Source organism: Acidithiobacillus albertensis (assembly GCF_001931655.1).
Taxonomy (GTDB): Bacteria; Pseudomonadota; Gammaproteobacteria; order Acidithiobacillales; family Acidithiobacillaceae; genus Acidithiobacillus; species Acidithiobacillus thiooxidans.
Window position 1 is genome coordinate 1019937 of the sequence record NZ_MOAD01000001.1, and the last position, 17463, is coordinate 1037399.

A 17463-nucleotide genomic window follows, 5' to 3' on the forward strand; every position below is an offset into this window, starting at 1 on the left:
CGGTCATGAGTGCCATTGTATTTCCGCAACCGCTGGAAGATCTGCTGCAGCATACGGCACAAACGCGCCTGCAGCATTTTTTGCGCAATACCTTGCGCGTACTGCAGGGAGGGGTGCCGAGGGCTGACTGGATTGCCCTGCATCTTGAAGCGATTCAGGAGATTTTGCAGCTGGATAGTTATCGTTCCGGGGCGTTTTTTGAAAGTAGTCGCGGACGCCGTAAAAATATGCGCGTTCGGCAGATGATTGCCGACATGATGTTTGCTTCGGGTTCGCTGCATTTACTGAATAGTCATATTCGCAGATTGCAACGTGATACGCTCGCACCGGTGCGTATCAAAACTGAAAATTTGATCGATTCGATATGTCTGGATTTTCAGGAGATACAACAACAAATCCAGAATGGCGAAATAATTACCGCAGAAAATCAGTTGCAGAGTCTGCAAAACAGGACCGTGCAGCAATTAGATGAATTACGGATCTCTTTGCTGGATGACCTGAATGCTGATCAACGACTGGCTCTCGATAGCCTGATACTGTTACTCATCCGCTTTCTGGCTGAACTCCGGCGCTATATGGTCAGTTATGGGCAATTGCTTTGTCCCGAGGCAATCAAGGCGGCTCCCCCCTTACCGCTGGCAATTGCCAGAGTACAAGAGAAACATTGGCACGCCTCTTTTGACCGTCCGCCTACAGAAATAGCCCAGCCCTTGAGCGCGGCCTTGCGCAGCATGGTTGTTGTTGCGGTGGTTTCGCTTTTCTGGTTAAACACGGCGTGGCCTTCTGGTCCCGAAGCCGTCATTATTGCCGTAGTCCTCAGCGCGTTATTTTCCACCTTTCCCAATCCGCTGGCTTCGGTGCGGCAGATGGGGTTTGGTGTACTCACTGCCTTCCTCTCGGCTCTCCTGTTCAGTCTGGAGTTTTTACCGCGAATATCGGGTTTTCCCATGCTGGCTCTTGCACTGTTGCCGTTTTTGTTAATCCCTCCTTGGTTGTTGACGCGTACCCGGTGGTCAGGCACTGCGGCTGGTTTTGGTATATTTTTCCCCCTGTTTGCCATTCCGGGAGATGGGCAGGAAATATCTTATAGCGCATTGCTGAATAATGGGACCGCACAATTGCTGGCAGTATTTATAGTGGGAATTGCTTTTTATCTCATTTTTCCAGTGGGTAATAACTGGGAGCGACGGCGACTTCTGCAACGCTTTCGCCAACTTGTCCGGGTTGCGGCGCAGGCTCCATTACCCAACTTACGTAACCAGTTTGAAGCGGAAAGTCGTGAATATTTGCGTTTATTGGCCGCAGATTTGTCACCTCAGCAGGCCAGTGACCTGAAAATTCTGCGCGAGGTAATGCGTCTTAATGAGCTCGCCGAAGGCATCCTGCAGCTGCGTATTTTGCTGCATGCACAGGCAGAAATGGCAGGTGAGCAACCTTTGTCGCGCTACGAAGCGCAATATGTTACTCCCTTACTTGAAGCGTTTCCCAAAAAATATGAGGTACCCATGTCGGCAAATTATGAAAACCGTCTATGCGCGGTCATGGACGCTGCGGCCAATTTGCCAGTAGAAACCGTCGATACGGCCTTACACCCTATTTTGCCGCCTGATGCCCTGTTTCGTGTTTATGTTCATGTCATTGCCAGCGTATCACGACGCTTCTCGGTAGCAAACGAGGCTGAGCATGCCTGTTGAAATAGTCCTCTTTGGTGCTGTGCTGCCAACGCTTTTGCCTATTTTTGGGCTGAGCGTCATTCTGTATCTGATCGTGGACAAATGGACCGGTAGATGGGATATGGATCGCTGGATATGGCATCCGGCACTGTTTCGTCTGGCCCTGTTCGTGTGTGTTTTTGCACTGTTGGGCCTTGAGGTTTATAAATGATTGCACGCATATTGCGGGTTTTGGTTACCATTCTGGTCGTGCTCCTTGCTGCCTGGCTGGGTTGGCGACTATGGCAGGCCTATATGGATCAGCCCTGGACAAGAGATGCGGTGGTACAGGCACAAATTGCCCAAATCAACGCCGACGTCGGAGGTCGAGTGATTGATCTTTATGTCAAGGATAATCAGAAAGTAGCAGCCGGAACGGTACTTTTCCGCATTGATCCACAGCGCTATCGTCTGGCTCTCGCCAATGCGCGGGCCGCACTGGCGGATGCCAATGCGCAATTGGCGTTGCGGCAGGAGCAGTCGGCACGTCGGGCGCATTTGCCTGACGACGTTGTTTCGGCTGAGGCTCGCTCTGATGCCCTGCTGCAAGTGCGCGTAGCCCGGGCGCAGGCTGACGCTGCAAGTGCGCGCGTCCATCTGGCGCAATATGATCTTGCCCATACCGAGGTGCGGGCTCCGGTGGCGGGTATTATTTCCCATCTGCGTCTGCGCGTAGGGGATTACGCAGCAACCGGTAAGCCGCTTCTGGCCTTGGTGGAGACGGGCAGCTACTGGATTGACGGTTACTTTGAACAAACCCGGCTACAGGGTGTGCATGTAGGAGATCATGCGCATCTGCGCCTGCTGGGATCTGCACATACTTTTCCGGGGTTGGTGGAGAGTATCGCACCAGCTATTACTGATCGCGAAAGCCACACCGGAGCACGTCTCGTGGCAAATGTCCGGGCAAGCTTCAATTGGGTGCGTCTACCTGCCCGCATTCCCGTGCATATCAGGATTTTAAGAAAACCCAAGGATTTCCCGCTGACTGCCGGGATGCTTTGTTCCGTAGTCATTGAACGAAAGCACTCATGACGCCAGGTTTTTACGGGAACTGAACGTCATGGGTAAGCACATCTGGAACAGGACTATCGATTGCCAGTAAACCGGTGTAATGCTAGCCTATGGCGACTTTTAATCTATCCCTATTGAGGAACTTATGGCTGTTGAGCGCACTTTGTCCATTATTAAACCCGATGCCGTCCAGAAAAATGCAGTAGGTGCCATTCTGGGCCGTTTTGAAGCAGCGGGTCTGCGGGTGGTAGCCAGTAAAATGTTGCATCTCAGTCAGGAAGATGCGGGTGGTTTTTATGCTGTTCACAAGGCCCGTCCCTTTTACGGTGAACTTTGTGCTTTCATGAGCAGCGGCCCGGTGCTGGTCAGCGTTCTGGAAGGCGAGGGCGCGATCCTGAAAAACCGTGATCTCATGGGTGCGACCAATCCCAAAGATGCTGCATCTGGAACCATTCGTGCGGATTTCGCTGACAGTATTGATGCTAACGCCGTCCACGGTTCGGACAGTGCCGAAACAGCTGCCTGGGAAATCAGCTATTTCTTTAGTCAACGGGAGATTTTTTCGCGCTAAATGAGTGCCGAGGCTTGTGCTGTGATGCCGGCTCAAAAGCCGCAGCTTCTGGGGCTGGATCGCCAGTCCCTGGAGTTCCTGTTGGCCGGTTGGGGGGAATCGCCTTTTCGGGCCAAGCAAATTCTGCAATGGATTCATGGCCGGCAGATCACAGACTTTGCGGAAATGAGCAACATCAGCAAGGCGTTACGTGCGCGGCTGAGCGAAGAAACCCAATATGCGGAGCCGGAAATTCTCGCTGATCAACTGGCTGCTGACGGTACCCGAAAGTGGTTGTTGGGTTTGCCCGACGGCAATGCGATTGAAACGGTTTTTATTCCCGAGGAAGATCGGGGAACTCTCTGTGTCTCCTCGCAGGTAGGCTGTTCGCTGGCTTGCAGCTTCTGTGCGACGGGCGCTCAGGGGCTCAACCGTAACCTCGATACCCATGAAATTATTGCCCAGATCAGAACGGCCCGGCAAATACAGGGCTTGGATGCCATTACCAATATTGTCTTTATGGGTATGGGCGAACCGCTGCTGAATTTACGCCAGGTCTTGCCGGCCCTGGATTTGTTGCGCGACGATTTTGCCTATGGTTTTGGGCCCAAGCGCATCACAGTCAGCACCGCTGGTGTGGTTCCGGGTCTTGATCGACTGGGTGCGGAAAGTCCGGTCAATCTGGCAATCAGTTTACATGCCAGCCGGGACGAAGTCCGTGACGTTTTGGTGCCGGTCAATCGTCATTACCCTCTGGCTGAATTGCTCGATGCCTGTCGTCGCTATCCGCTGCTCCCGCGTCGCCGCATTACTTTTGAATATGTCATGCTGGATGGCGTCAATGATAGCGATGCCGATGCCCGGGCTCTGTTGCGCATATTATCGGGTATTCCAGCCATGGTGAACCTCATACCGTTTAACAGCTTTCCGGGTTCTGATTACCAGCGTTCACCGCAAAAACGCATTGATGCCTTTCGGGATATTATTCTGCGCGGCGATGTGATGACCGTCACCCGTCGCCCGCGTGGCGATGACATCGCCGCTGCCTGTGGACAGCTTGCGGGACAGGTGCGCGATGGTCGACGCAGCATTCCTTTGAGGGTTCAGGCATGAAAACAGATGGAATGCGCTTCCATAAAGTAATCTGGATTCCTGGCTTGCTTGTCGTGTCGGCATTGAGTGGTTGTGGGCTATTTGGCAGTAAAAGTTCGCCCATGACTTCGGATCAACAAATGGCCGCCTTTATTGCTCATGAACACAAAACCCGTGCTACTGACCAGGGTCTTCAGGCTCCTGCCGATGATGGTAAAGCCAAAGCGGGTATTTATACTTCACTGGGCACGGCTTATTTGCAGGATGGACACCCCCGGCAAGCCATTCGCGAACTGCAAATGGCCAATCAGGCGGATGACAGCTATGCAGATGCCTACAATGTGATGGGTCTGGCCTATGAGCAGCTAGGACAGAAAACTCTGGCACGCCAGGCTTTTGAACAGGCCCTGTCACTGGACGCCAAAAATCCGGAATACCGCAATAATTATGGTGCGTTTTTGGTGAATACGGGTGACTACCAGCAAGCGATTGTGCAACTCAAGCAAGCTACCGCCGATCCTTTATACAGCACGCCACAATTTGCCTGGACCAATCTGGCCCAGGCCTATGCGGGCCTCAAAGATCCGGTTGCCGCGCGCAATGCGCTGAATCGTGCGCTCTATCTTCTTCCCAACTATCCACCTGCCTTGCAAATACTGGCCGAAATGGACTTTAAAGAAGGTAATGTGCAAGCCGCCTATGGACATTTGCAGGTGGTACTTGCTCAGGAACCAGATAACGCCAGTGCGTTACTGTTGGCCGGACAGATTGCCGCCCGGCAAGGACGCCCGGAACAGGCTGCGGCTCTGTGGCAGCGCTGCGTCAATGCCGCACCATATTCCGATGCGGGAAAAAAAGCGCAGCAATTGTTGCTGCAACATGGTTGATCAAGAGATGGACTCCATGGATGAAAGCCTCAGCAATCCGGATTTGCGAAATGCCCGTGAAGCACGTGGCTGGACTCTAAAGCAGGTAGCGGAACGCTTACATATTACTGAAATTCAGGTTCAAGGGCTCGAAGAAGGGAATTATGCCGCGCTTCCCGGCGCCACTTTTGCGCGTGGATTCCTCAAGAATTATGCACGCATTCTGGATCTGGATCCGGAACCGTTGCTGCGCAATTATGACGCCGCCAACGCGGGGTCGGGAATTTCTCCGACGCGCCAATTGCTTCCTGATGGCGAGAGCCCCCTGCTGGATTACAGTAAACGCACCCTGCTGATTTCTTTCTTGATATTGATTGCCGTTATAGTGGCTGTCTGGTGGTTCTGGGGGCGGAGCGAGAACGCTTCGACCGTACTACCTGAAAATAACAGCCACAGTGTTTCCTCCATGCCGGCGACCCTGGCTGAGCCGGCAATTTCCAATACGGCGCCCACTGCTTCTGTGCAAAGTGTGGTCGTAGTCACTCGCAGTCAGGCTGTAGGCAGCTCCAGTCCAGTGACAGCCACCGCGCAATCGGCTGCGACCAGCTCTACAGTGACCAGCAATACGACTGCGGGAATCGCTTTCCAGTTTCATGCCAACTGCTGGGTACAGGTCAGGGACGCTGCCGGTAAAACCTTGTTGGCGGTCCTCGGTCGTCCGGGTGATCTGCTCAAAGTGAACTCAGGAAAACCGCCTTATCAGGTTCTGGTTGGCAATGCCCAGGGCGTGACCATTCATTATCAGGGTAAAGCTATTGCGCTTCCTGCGAACGCCATGGGTGTAGCCCGTCTGCAACTGGGAACCCCCCCCACCGCAAGCACGCAATCTGCTGCTGTTCCAGCGATTACAGCGTCAGCACAGAGTTCGGCAGATATTCACAGTCCTGTTAACCGGAACCATGCTGTGCTAAACCATAGTGCACAACCCGACGTTGTTGCCCCAATCACTTCCGCAGCGCTTTCCGTAAGCGCATCTGTTACTAGCGAGGCATCCCATGCACCATGAATCTCCTATTCAGCGTCGTAAAACCCGGCAAATTCACGTTGGAAAAGTCGCCATCGGTGGAGATGCGCCGATCAGCGTACAAAGCATGACCAATACCGAAACCCGGGACGTAGCAGCCACTGTGGCGCAAATTCGCCGTCTGGAAGCGGTGGGAGCAGACATTGTTCGGGTTTCTGTACCCAGTATGGATGCTGCTGAGGCTTTCAAGGCCATCCGTGCGCAAGTGGAAACACCTCTGGTCGCCGATATTCATTTTGATCATCGCATTGCTCTGCAGGTCATGGCCGATGGTGTTGATGGTCTGCGTATCAATCCCGGTAATATCGGTTCACTGGACAAAACCCGTCTGGTCGTGGAAATGGCCAAGGATAAAGGCATTCCCATTCGTATCGGTGTGAATGCCGGTTCCCTGGAAAAAGATATTCAGGAAAAATATGGCGAACCCACGCCTGAAGCCTTGGTAGAGTCTGCCTTGCGGCATGTGAGTATTCTCGATGAGCTGAATTTCCACGATGTTAAAATCAGCGTGAAAGCTTCCGACGTTTTTCTCGCAGTAGGGGCATACCGACTGCTTTCAGAAAAAGTGGATTATCCCCTGCATCTGGGCATTACCGAGGCGGGTGGTCTGCGTTCGGGTACGGTAAAATCCGCCATTGGTCTGGGTCTGCTGCTGCGTGATGGTATTGGCGATACCATCCGTATTTCCCTGGCCGCTGATCCCGTCGAAGAAATCCGGGTTGGCTTTGATATTCTCAAGAGCCTGCACCTGCGCCAGAAGGGTATTAACCTGATTGCCTGTCCTTCCTGCTCCCGTCAGGAGTTTGATGTCATCAACACCATCAATGCCCTCGAGGCGCGGCTTGAAGATATTCTTGAGCCCATGGATGTGTCGGTGATTGGCTGCGTGGTCAATGGTATTGGCGAAGCCAAGGAAGCGGACATTGGTCTGGCGGGCGGAGACAAGCGTAGCATTCTCTATTATCGCGGCAAGCAGGTAGACCGGGTAGAAAACGTGAATATAGTTGATGTGCTGGAAAAACGGATTCGTGCCGAAATTGCGGAGCGTCAGGCAGCCCGTAATGATGCCTGAGCGCCTGGTAATGGTTCGTTTGGGGAAAGTGAGTTATTCGTATGGCTGTTAAGGGATTACAGGCGGTGCGGGGAATGAACGATATTTTCCCCGCAGAAGCAGCAGCCTGGCAGGCTCTGGAAACGGATTTGCGGGGCTTGCTCAAGTTGTATGATTACGGCGAAGTCCGTCTCCCGTTGCTGGAATCGACAGAACTTTTCGCCCGTGCCATTGGTGACGTCACCGACATTGTCCAGAAAGAAATGTACACCTTTGCCGATCGTAATGGCGACAGTCTTACTCTGCGTCCGGAAGGGACTGCTGGTTGTGTACGAGCCGCGATCCAGAATCAGACCATGCGCGGGCAGACTCCGCGTTATTATTACATGGGCCCCATGTTTCGCCATGAACGTCCCCAGAAAGGCCGCTATCGGCAATTTCACCAACTGGGCGTTGAGGTTTTCGGTCAGGCCGGAGCCGGTACAGATGCCGAAATCATCGCCCTGTCTGCGCGTATTCTGAAGCAGGCCGGGGTGCAGGCCTCTTTGCAAATCAACTCATTGGGCAGTCCAGAGGCTCGGGCAGCTTACCGTGAGCGACTTCTGGAGTATTTGCGACCGCAACAGGAAGCCTTATGTGCTGATTGTCAGACCCGTATGGAGCTCAATCCATTACGGATTCTGGATTGTAAAGTGCCTGGCTGTCAGCAGATTGCCAGCAGCGCACCACATCTGGTGGATCATCTCGATACCGAATCGGCCCTGCATTTTGCCAGTCTGCAAAAACTGCTGACCGCTCTTGATATTTCCTATCAATTGAATCACAGCCTGGTACGCGGGCTGGATTACTATAACCGGACGGTTTTTGAATGGGTTACGGATGCCTTGGGTGCGCAGGGAACCGTGCTGGCCGGTGGTCGTTATGATGGACTGGTTGCCCAGCTGGGTGGTCAGGATACTCCCGCCATTGGTTTCGCTGTAGGGTTGGAACGCTTACTCGCCTTGCAGGAAATTCAGGGAAACCAGGCCTGCGCCGACAAACCTGTACTTTTTATCGGGGCCATGGAGGACGATAGTCTCGCTCGTTCCTGGCAACTCGCTGAAGCTCTCCGTGATCTGGGTATCAGTGTGGTCACTGGCGGCCCTGCGGGTTTCAAAGCTCTGCTGAAGCAGGCAGAACGTTCCCGGGCGCTGTTCCAGCTGGTCATCGGGTTGGGACAATTGCAAGGAAAACCAGTAATCATCAAGGAACAGTGCGGGGAAGGGCGTTGGGAAGGCAGTCTGGAGGCAGTGATCACTGGTCTGCAAAGCCTCGGCGTTGATTTCCCCAAGCATGCACCCCATACTGGGCAAAATTTTGCCACTGCCAGAAGATCAAAGTGACCGGTCAAGAACTTTCCGCATTGCTCTCCCGCCATCGTATTACCCTGATTGTGGGTATTCTCGTGATTCTTTTTGCCGCCATGGGGTTTTTTGGCTACGAAAAATATCAACGCCATCAAACCGAAAAAGCGGCAGTATTGTATAGTGAGCTGGTAGATACCATGGTTCAGGGGCAGACCAGTACGGCCCGTGCCAGTGCGGATACGCTGATTCATCAGTACGCCCATACTCCTTATGCAACCATGGCGCATTTTTTTCTGGCACGCATGGATATGGAGGGCAAACAAGTTCCTGCCGCAGAAAAAACGCTCATGAGCGTGATAAAGAATACCAGCGCACCCCGTGGCATGCGCAGCCTTGCTCGCTTGAATCTGGCACGCCTGTATGTGGATCAGCATCAGGCACATAAGGCCCTGGATATCCTGCAAAATCCACAGCCTGCCTATGTTACCTTAGCTGATGAAATCAAAGGGGACGCCTATGCCTCTCTGAATCAGATCAGTCAGGCAGAACAGGCCTACCATTCGGCCATGTCCGCCTTGCCGGCGGCTGACCCTTATCGTACTTATCTGCAAATGAAAATCGCCAATATTGGAGTTGCGCCGTGATGCGGAATGATTTTTTCAAAAGCATATGGCGTTTAGCCGTTCTGGGAATAGTTGCTGCCCTGCTGAATGGCTGCGGCATCATGTCCTGGTTTAAATCCTCACCCAGTCCCAAAACGCCTCCACCCATCAGTAAAGGTCATAATAAAGTTTCTTTTTCGACGCAATGGCAGGCCCGGCTTTATGGACTATGGCCTATCAACCCCTACCAGGGAACAGAAATTGCCCACTCTGCGCATCAGATTGTGGTGGCTAATGCTTCCGGGCATCTGGTCAGCATGAATGAATCGGGCAGTCAGCAATGGATGCGCAGTCTGGATGGCAAAAGTGCGCGCGGTGCCACCATCGCCCATGGCGTCGTCTATGCGGGAACCAATGCCGGCAAGGTATTTGCGTTTGATTCTAAAAATGGTCATAAACTCTGGTCGGTACAACTCAGCTCCGAAGTGTTGACACCGGTAGTCTATGCCGACGATCACCTACTGATGCAAACCGTAAATGGCCATCTTTGGTCGCTAAACCCCAAGGATGGCAAAATTCAGTGGACCTTCTCCATGAACCAGCCCTCCCTCATCTTGCGCGCAGTTTCTACCCCGACTGTGCATGATGGTGTGGTTTATGCCGGTTTTGCTGATGGAACCTTGACAGCATTAAGTCTTTCCACGGGTGCTGAGTTGTGGCATGCCCGTGTAGCTATTGCCCATGGCAGCAACGAGCTGGCGCGGATGGTGGATGTGGCAGCGCGTCCGATAGTTGCTGATGATCAGGTTTTTGCGGCAGCCTATCAGGGTAATCTGGCTGCCTATACACAGCAGGGAGGCACCCAGAACTGGAGTGTCCCCATGTCGGTGTATTTAACTCCAGTCTGGTTCAAGGGACATTTGTATGTGGCCGATTCAGATGGAGTAATTTCTGAAATAGATCCTGGTTCCGGCAGCATCCTGTGGAAAAACGATAAACTCAAAGGCCATGCCATGACCGGTCTGAGTAGTTGTGGAAATGATTTGCTGGCAACCGATAATGGTGGCTATCTCTACGCCTTCAATCCCGAATCCGGGCATCGGATTGGTCAGACACGCCTTTCCTCCAGTGGAATTCAAAGTAGTCCTGTATGTCTGGATAATAACCAGATTCTTGCTCTCAGTGATGCGGGCACTTTGTATCGGATCAAGCTCGAAAAGCGCTAAGGCTGTATCATGACTGCAGTTATTGCCCTGGTGGGGCGACCCAATGTCGGTAAATCCACTTTTTTTAATCGCCTAACCCGTACGCGTGAGGCTCTGGTTGCCGATTTCCCCGGGCTGACGCGTGATCGTCACTATGGAACCGCGCAGTTTGAAGGGCGTCAGTATCTGGTCATTGATACCGGTGGCTTTGAACCTGAAGAACGCGAGGGCCTGGTTGCAGCCATGGCCATTCAGACCAGACTGGCTATTCAGGAAGCCGATGCCATCTGTTTTCTGGTCGATGCCAAAGAAGGCTTGTCTGCCCAGGATGAAGAAATCGCCATGGAATTGCGCCGTGGTGGCAAACCGATTTATCTGGTTGTGAACAAGATGGATGCCAAAGGAGCCGTCAGCGAACTCCCGGAATTCCATCGCCTGGGTCTGGGAATGCCCTATACCATTTCGGCCGCCCATGGACATGGGGTTGAAACCCTGCTGGAAGCCGTTTTCTCGGATCTGCCCAGTGAGGAAATTGCGCAGCAGGATGCCGGAAAAGGCCCCCGCATAGCCATGCTCGGCCGTCCCAATGTAGGAAAATCGACACTGGTAAACGCCATGCTTGGTGAAAAAAGAGTGTTGGTATTTGATGAGCCGGGGACTACCCGGGACAGCATCCGCATTCCTTATGAACGGGATGGCAAGCCCTATGTCATGATTGATACGGCCGGAATGCGGCGGCGTGCCCGAGTCGGCGAAGGCCTGGAAAAGCTCAGTGTTTTGAAAACATTGGGTGCATTGCGGGAAGCCGATGTCGTGTTGCTGGTGCTCGATGCCAGGGTCGGTATTGCTGAACAGGATTCTCATCTGGTGGGGGTCGCTGTAGAGTTGGGACGCCCGATTGTCGTCGTGATCAATAAATGGGACGGGATGAGTCCTCACGAGCGTAAGGCGGTCAAGCAGGAGCTCGAGCGCCGCCTGAGTTTTATTCAGTATGCGCCGGTCTACACCATTTCCGCCTTGCATGGTACCGGTGTTGGCGATTTGTACAAAAGTATTGATCGCCTTTGGCAGGATTCCCGCAAACATTTTTCAACAGGAGAGCTGAATAGGGCTTTGGGCGAGATTATTGAAACCCATCAGCCACCCATGGTTGGTGGACGCCGAATCAAGTTACGTTATTGTCATCAGGGTGGTGAAAATCCGGTTACCCTGGTATTTCACGGGAATCAATTAACGCGCTTGCCAGGTAGCTACAAGCGTTATCTGGAAAGCGCCTTCCGGAAAGCCTTACGCCTGGATTCCATTCCCTTACGTCTGTTATTTCGCCAGGGTGAAAACCCCTATGATCCACAAAGAGGCAAACATTAGATGAAAGGCAGTCTTTCTGGATGGTGGCGTTGGGCCATTATCGCGCTCCTTATTTATCTCGGTATTTTATGGAGTGGGGCGATGCTGCCGGTCAATCCCGAGGGTTTGTGGATTCGTGCCGGGGAGTATGCACTCTGGGCCACCGTAACTCTGGGTGCCCTGGCGCGCTTTTATCCGGTGCTTGGTCCTTATGGCTGGCGTCCGGTGACTATTTTTGTGGGGGCTGTTTTATCCGGGCTGGAGATTTTCATTGGTTCGGGTCCCGATACTAAAACCCGGGTGGACGAATGGATGACTGCTCTGATTGGCATTGCCGTAATCACGATTCTTGCCCGCGTGTTACCCCGTGCAATCACCGTCATCTGGTTTGGTCAGGAGGTGCAAAAGCGTGAACCTTTTACTCGTACGCCACGCTGAGGCAGAAGACGAAGCGGTTTCCGGTTCGGATTTTGCGCGGCAACTTACCTGCTATGGACATGAAACCGCAGCGGCTGTCGCCCGGGGCTTGCGTCATTGTATTCAGGGTTCAGTTCTATTGTGGAGTAGCCCCTTGCTTCGTACCCGCGAAACTGCCGCTTATATTTCCCAAGCTTTTGGTATTGAAGTGAATAGCTATCATGAAGCGATTCCGGCTGGCGATCTGAACACGCTCAGTCGGGATTGGCAGAACCTGAGCAAACAGCCCGAAACGCTGATTGTGGTGGGTCATCAACCCCATCTCGGAATTTGGACGACGCGGCTAACCCGGGTCAGTGTCCCCGTCAAAAAAGCCAGCGTAATTGGTATTCATCTGAAAACTGTTGATCAAATGGAAGGTGAACTTCAGTGGTATGCTTTGCCGGAAATGCTGCGCGCCGTTGCGACTGAGAACAAAGCCTAAGCACAACCGTTTTAGTCAGCACCGCAAATTGGTGTATAATTGATAAGTCACTTCACACGTTCAATCAGGAGGTGTTAAATGTCCGAAGCAGCGGATCTTGTTATCATTCTTATCACTGGCGCTGAAAATCCCAAGCGTCTTCCTTCCGCTTTTTTCCTGGCAGCCACTGCTGCCGCCGCCGAGCAGAAAGTCGTCATGTATTTCACCGGACCGGCCACGGAGTTGCTTGCCAAAGGTAAGGCCGAAAGTATATTTCCGATGGAAGGTGGCAAAAGTGTCGCCGACTTCATGAAGCTTGCCGAAGATAATGAAGTTCAGATTATTGGTTGCCTGCAGTCTCTGGAATTGAATGGCATGACCAAAGATGACCTGGCCAAACCCATTCCCATGATGAATCCCAGTGCTGCGCTGCCTTCATTGGCCGCTGCAGGTCGGATTCTGACCTGGTAATCGGCGCTTAAAAACCTTCATTGTCTTGAAGAGCCCGTCCTTTTGGTCGGGCTCTGTTTGTAACAGAAGTTTTGTCATCATACTGTCATATAACTGTGCTAGATTGCTAATTACGTCGCGTCAGGACTGCTCGCAAGCATTGATGACGTACGGTGTGTGTTTGGGAATAAGCCGTAAATCAACGTATTCGCCATCTTTGGAGGTCTTATGCTGTATCGTTTGAAGAAAGAGCTTTCTCGCAGTGTAAAGGGTGCCGTCATGGTTTCTGCATTGGGTCTTGTCGGCATGTATGCTATGCCTGCCAATGCTGCCACGATTTCTTTGTTGGAAACCGGTTCCACCCTGTTGTATCCACTTTTCAATTTGTGGGTACCTGTGTACACCAAAATGAATCCCGGCGTGCAGATAACCACCCAGGGTACAGGAAGTGGTACGGGTATTGCCGAAGCCATTTCCGGCGTCGCCCAGATTGGCGCCTCCGACGCATATATGAGTGATGCCCAGATCAAAATGCATCAGAACATCCTCAACATTCCTTTGGCCATCTCCATTCAGATGGTCAATTATAATCTGCCGGGTCTGAACAATAAGCATCTGAAGCTTTCCGGTCCTGTACTTGCCGGTATTTATTCCGGCAAAATCACCAATTGGGACGATGTGGCCATTGCCAAGCTGAATCCTGGTGTGAAACTGCCCAACCACAAGATTGTCCCTATCCACCGCACCGATGGTTCTGGCGACACTTTTATTTTTACCACCTACCTGGCTGATACCACTCCAGCATGGAGCAAAAGCGTTGGCTACAGTACGACGGTAAGTTGGCCGGCCGTTCCGGGTGGCATCGGTGCCGAAGGCAACCCCGGCATGGTCCAGGCTCTGAAGACAACGCCTTATGGTGTGGCATACATCGGTATCAGCTGGAAGAAACCAGTTGAAGAAGCCAAATTGGGCCTGGCCATGCTGCAAAACCGCGCAGGCAATTTCGTATTGCCTACAGTGGAAAATGCCAAGGCTGCAGCTGGTGAAATGGTCAGCAAGACCCCTGCTGATGAACGGATCAGTCTGGTATTCGCTCCTGGTGCCAAGTCCTACCCCATCATCAATTATGAGTATGCCATCGTCAGCAAGACCCAGGCCAAGCCGGAAGTGGCTGCAGCCATGAAGAAATTCCTGAACTGGGCCATTGATCCTAAGGGCGGTAATGCACCACACTTTATCACTGCGGTAAACTTCGTACCGCTACCCGACAGCGCAGCTGAGCTGTCACGTAAACAGATCGCAGAAATTCACTAAGATCTGAACGGTGCCGGGGTAATAACCCGGCACCGTAATTTTTTAATACGCATTTATTACTGTTTAGATAACTTTACTTACTTTTGGAAGTGGAATCATTGTAATGAAAATTCCTGTATTCAGAACGGCATTAGTGGCTACCGCAAGTTTTTTGCCGATTTCATTACTCCTTCTGATAATTTTTTTGGCCGTGTATTCATGGCCAGCGATTCAGTATAATCAATTTCATTTTTTATGGACGAATGATTGGAACCTTGGCAATCTTTATGGTAACCCAGTTTCAGTAAATGGGCACCAAATCATGCCTGGTGCCAAGTATGGCATCTGGTTTCTGGTCGTTGGGACGATTGCCAGTTCGGTACTGGCGATGCTTATTGCTATGCCTATCGCTGTTGGTGCAGCCTATTTTCTCAGTGAAGGCATTCGCAAAACCTGGGCAGGACCTTTATCCCTATTTGTTGATCTGCTCGCTGCTATTCCCAGTGTAGTATATGGTTTATGGGGATATGCTTTGCTGGTGCCGCTGTTTGGTCACAGCATTTTTCCTTTTTTGGCAAAGACTTTTTCTTTTATTCCTTTCCTGAATGGCGAAGCGGGAAGCGGTTATGGGCTATTGACCTCTGCTTTTGTCTTGGCAGTCATGATCATCCCCCTGATTTCGGCGACGTTGCGTGAATCTATACTGATGACGGAACCTGCCTTGAAAGAGGCTGGTTTGAGTCTTGGCTTGAATCGCCTTGAAGTTTTTTGGCATATTGTTTTGCCCAAGCTAAGAACCGTTTTGATCGGCGTAGGAATTTTGGCATTAGGGCGGGCTTTGGGTGAAACCATGGCGGTATTGATGGTCAGTGGTAACGCCCTGAACTACTTACCCAATAATATTTATGCGCCCATTTCGACTATGGCGGCATTTATTGCCTCGCAGCTGGATAGTGCACTGCAAGACCCAACCAATATGGCTGTTGAAGCATTATCTGAAATAGCCCTGGTGTTATTGCTGATTACGGTGGTTGTCAATATAGCTGCCAGAATGATGTTGTGGATGGCAAAGGTGCGCTGATGGCTATTAATGTGTTGGAAGAGCAGGTATTACCGAAAATGAGTACACCCAGGAAATTTAAAGTATCCTTATGGCGCAGGCTGAGGACTGTTTTTGCTACCGTCATGGTCACAGGGTCCTTTGTTTTTTTGGCGGCCATGTTTCTTTCCATTATTGTTGATGTGCTCATACATGCCTGGCCAGCGCTCAATATCAAATTGTTGACAGAAATTACCAATGGTATTGGTGGTGGTCTGAAAAATGCCATTGAAGGTTCCATTATCATGTCTCTTGGTAGCTTGCTGTTAGCTGCGCCCATCGGGATATCTGCAGGCATTTATTTGAGCGAACATGGTCATGGGAATGCGGGCAAGCTGCTGCGCTTTCTCTCAGACGTTCTGGTTGGGGTACCCTCCATAGTGCTGGGTTACGTCGGTTATATTACGATGGTCATTTATTTGGGCTGGCAGTTTTCAGTGGCTGCAGGAATCATCACCCTGACCGTTATGCTCCTTCCCTATATTGCCCGTTCCACCGAATTGGCGCTGAGCAACATCCCTTTATCTGTTCGCGAAGCAGGATATGGATTAGGGGCAGGGGAGGGGCGGATTGTTTTCAAAATATTACTACCTGGTGCCGCACCGGCGATTATGACCGGACTTTTTTACGCGGTGGCTTTATCCATGGGTGAAACGGCTCCACTTTTGTATACCGCTGGCTGGTCTAACTATATGTGGACCGGAAAACTGACCAATGAGCCAATCGGCTACTTGACCTATGTCATCTGGACATTCATCAACGAGCCCTTTGCAGAATCACATATGTTGGCATTTGCTGCAGCTTTCCTGATTACCGCCGGAGTGTTGATGCTCATTCTTGCGGGGCGCTGGTATATGGTGCGAGCCCAGCGCCGGATGGGAGCATACCGTTAAGCTGTCAGGTTGTTCAGGAAAAAACCTTCAGTACCTGGCTATCTTCTGAACCCGATAGAAGCTCTTTTGCTCTGGCAAGATGTTCAGTGGCACGGCCACGATCACTATTATCTGTCGTCTGCCAAATGGGAAACAAAGTGGTTTCTTCACGGTTTTCATGCTTCGCAAGTGAGCCGGAAAGCATGGCGCAGATGGCCGGCAACATACCATAGTCTTTTTCGTCAAAAGTTTCTTCGAGCAAGCGCGATTGCACAATAATACTGTCATGTTCAAAAAGCATATCTGCCAAGGGTCCCTGCTCTTCGCCCCCCCCAAGAACCGGACCCAGCAGATTGTTTTCCAGATGAACGTGACGACGGAGACCAATCCAGTAATCCTGGAAAATACTTTCAGCGTCGGCAATTCTGTTTTCGTTGGCTGCAGCAAGAACCTGGGCAAACTGGTGATCCAGGCGATAATGGTCCCAAGTCAACAGGTCAACCACATCTTTGGCTTCTGCCTCGGCTCGGGGCTGAACTTCGACCTGCCATAGTTTGCCATCGCTTTCCATGTGCCAGGAGATGGCATCACGCAGTTGAAAAGCTACGGCGCGCATCATGGCGGCAGGATCTGAATCTGTAAGCACCTGTATTTTTTGCCCGACGGACAGTCGAATACTGGCTGCATAAACAACGGGTTGTGCTTCGGTATAAGTCATCCCGCGCACATCAATGATGTTACTCAAAGGGGTCACAGCGGAAGGGTTTATGGATTCAATCGACATGAGGGGCATCCTTATGTTACGAAATGGTGCCCAGGGCCGGACTCGAACCGGCACGGTATAAACCGAGGGATTTTAAGTCCCTTGCGTCTACCGATTTCGCCACCTGGGCAAGGTACAGGCTGATCTTTTCATCGTACGCTGTTACCGTGGCGAGAGTCTGATCAACAGTGCCTGCATCATAACAAGATCAACCGTCACAAACCAGATGATCAAGTT

Annotated in this window: 19 protein-coding genes and 1 tRNA gene; 18 read left to right on the forward strand and 2 right to left on the reverse strand. The window is 51.8% G+C overall.

What is annotated here, in order from left to right:
- The 18 genes from BLW97_RS05315 to pstA all read left to right on the forward strand — a co-directional run.
- On the forward strand, nucleotides 1–1694 hold a 1694-nt coding region (locus BLW97_RS05315; protein WP_077218242.1), incomplete at its 5' end, for an FUSC family protein.
- Nucleotides 1684–1884, forward strand: a complete 201-nt coding sequence (locus tag BLW97_RS05320) for a DUF1656 domain-containing protein (protein WP_075322555.1) — start codon at nucleotides 1684–1686, stop codon at nucleotides 1882–1884. The genes BLW97_RS05315 and BLW97_RS05320, both read left to right, overlap by 11 nt.
- Entirely contained in the window at nucleotides 1881–2747 is an 867-nt protein-coding gene (locus tag BLW97_RS05325; protein ID WP_075322556.1) for an efflux RND transporter periplasmic adaptor subunit, read from the forward strand. Before BLW97_RS05320 ends, BLW97_RS05325 begins: the two co-directional genes overlap by 4 nt.
- Nucleotides 2748–2871: 124 nt before the next feature.
- A complete protein-coding gene (gene ndk, locus BLW97_RS05330; RefSeq protein WP_075322557.1) occupies nucleotides 2872–3297 on the forward strand; it encodes a nucleoside-diphosphate kinase in 426 nt (141 codons plus the stop codon).
- 24 nt (nucleotides 3298–3321) lie between these two features.
- The gene (gene rlmN, locus BLW97_RS05335) at nucleotides 3322–4389 is read left to right on the forward strand and encodes a dual-specificity RNA methyltransferase RlmN (protein WP_035211337.1); all 1068 of its coding nucleotides are present in this window, start codon (nucleotides 3322–3324) and stop codon (nucleotides 4387–4389) included.
- Nucleotides 4386–5255, forward strand: coding sequence for a type IV pilus biogenesis/stability protein PilW (pilW, locus tag BLW97_RS05340; RefSeq protein WP_010640106.1), 870 nt, complete (start codon nucleotides 4386–4388; stop codon nucleotides 5253–5255). The genes rlmN and pilW overlap by 4 nt, the downstream gene beginning before the upstream one ends.
- Before the next feature lie 16 nt (nucleotides 5256–5271).
- The gene (locus tag BLW97_RS05345; RefSeq protein WP_077218452.1) at nucleotides 5272–6300 is read left to right on the forward strand and encodes a RodZ domain-containing protein; all 1029 of its coding nucleotides are present in this window, start codon (nucleotides 5272–5274) and stop codon (nucleotides 6298–6300) included.
- Nucleotides 6290–7390, forward strand: coding sequence for a flavodoxin-dependent (E)-4-hydroxy-3-methylbut-2-enyl-diphosphate synthase (ispG, locus tag BLW97_RS05350; protein WP_024892626.1), 1101 nt, complete (start codon nucleotides 6290–6292; stop codon nucleotides 7388–7390). The genes BLW97_RS05345 and ispG overlap by 11 nt, the downstream gene beginning before the upstream one ends.
- Nucleotides 7391–7431: 41 nt before the next feature.
- Nucleotides 7432–8751 carry a histidine--tRNA ligase gene (hisS, locus tag BLW97_RS05355; RefSeq protein WP_075322558.1) on the forward strand — a complete coding sequence of 440 codons (1320 nt, stop codon included), beginning with the start codon at nucleotides 7432–7434 and terminating at the stop codon, nucleotides 8749–8751.
- Complete coding sequence (locus BLW97_RS05360) at nucleotides 8748–9359, forward strand: YfgM family protein (RefSeq protein WP_010640097.1); 612 nt, start codon at nucleotides 8748–8750, stop codon at nucleotides 9357–9359. Before hisS ends, BLW97_RS05360 begins: the two co-directional genes overlap by 4 nt.
- Entirely contained in the window at nucleotides 9359–10543 is a 1185-nt protein-coding gene (bamB, locus tag BLW97_RS05365; RefSeq protein WP_075322559.1) for an outer membrane protein assembly factor BamB, read from the forward strand. The genes BLW97_RS05360 and bamB overlap by 1 nt, the downstream gene beginning before the upstream one ends.
- 9 nt (nucleotides 10544–10552) lie before the next feature.
- Complete coding sequence (gene der, locus BLW97_RS05370) at nucleotides 10553–11890, forward strand: ribosome biogenesis GTPase Der (protein WP_010640093.1); 1338 nt, start codon at nucleotides 10553–10555, stop codon at nucleotides 11888–11890.
- Entirely contained in the window at nucleotides 11891–12307 is a 417-nt protein-coding gene (locus BLW97_RS05375) for a hypothetical protein (protein WP_075322560.1), read from the forward strand.
- The gene (locus tag BLW97_RS05380) at nucleotides 12279–12770 is read left to right on the forward strand and encodes a SixA phosphatase family protein (protein ID WP_075322561.1); all 492 of its coding nucleotides are present in this window, start codon (nucleotides 12279–12281) and stop codon (nucleotides 12768–12770) included. The genes BLW97_RS05375 and BLW97_RS05380 overlap by 29 nt, the downstream gene beginning before the upstream one ends.
- A gap of 78 nt (nucleotides 12771–12848) precedes the next feature.
- The gene (locus BLW97_RS05385) at nucleotides 12849–13220 is read left to right on the forward strand and encodes a DsrE family protein (RefSeq protein ID WP_010640087.1); all 372 of its coding nucleotides are present in this window, start codon (nucleotides 12849–12851) and stop codon (nucleotides 13218–13220) included.
- A 207-nt stretch (nucleotides 13221–13427) separates the two neighbouring features.
- On the forward strand, nucleotides 13428–14513 hold the full coding sequence (pstS, locus tag BLW97_RS05390) for a phosphate ABC transporter substrate-binding protein PstS (RefSeq protein ID WP_075322562.1): 1086 nt from the start codon (nucleotides 13428–13430) through the stop codon (nucleotides 14511–14513).
- Nucleotides 14514–14616: 103 nt separating this feature from the next.
- Nucleotides 14617–15573, forward strand: coding sequence for a phosphate ABC transporter permease subunit PstC (gene pstC / locus BLW97_RS05395; protein WP_031574990.1), 957 nt, complete (start codon nucleotides 14617–14619; stop codon nucleotides 15571–15573).
- Nucleotides 15573–16484 carry a phosphate ABC transporter permease PstA gene (gene pstA / locus BLW97_RS05400; protein WP_075322563.1) on the forward strand — a complete coding sequence of 304 codons (912 nt, stop codon included), beginning with the start codon at nucleotides 15573–15575 and terminating at the stop codon, nucleotides 16482–16484. Before pstC ends, pstA begins: the two co-directional genes overlap by 1 nt.
- Before the next feature lie 13 nt (nucleotides 16485–16497).
- On the opposite strand, the gene BLW97_RS05405 is transcribed toward pstA, so the two are convergent.
- Nucleotides 16498–17247, reverse strand: a complete 750-nt coding sequence (locus tag BLW97_RS05405; RefSeq protein ID WP_031574996.1) for a hemerythrin domain-containing protein — start codon at nucleotides 17245–17247, stop codon at nucleotides 16498–16500.
- A gap of 24 nt (nucleotides 17248–17271) precedes the next feature.
- Nucleotides 17272–17356 (reverse strand) — tRNA-Leu (locus BLW97_RS05410).
- Nucleotides 17357–17463 lie beyond the last annotated feature (107 nt).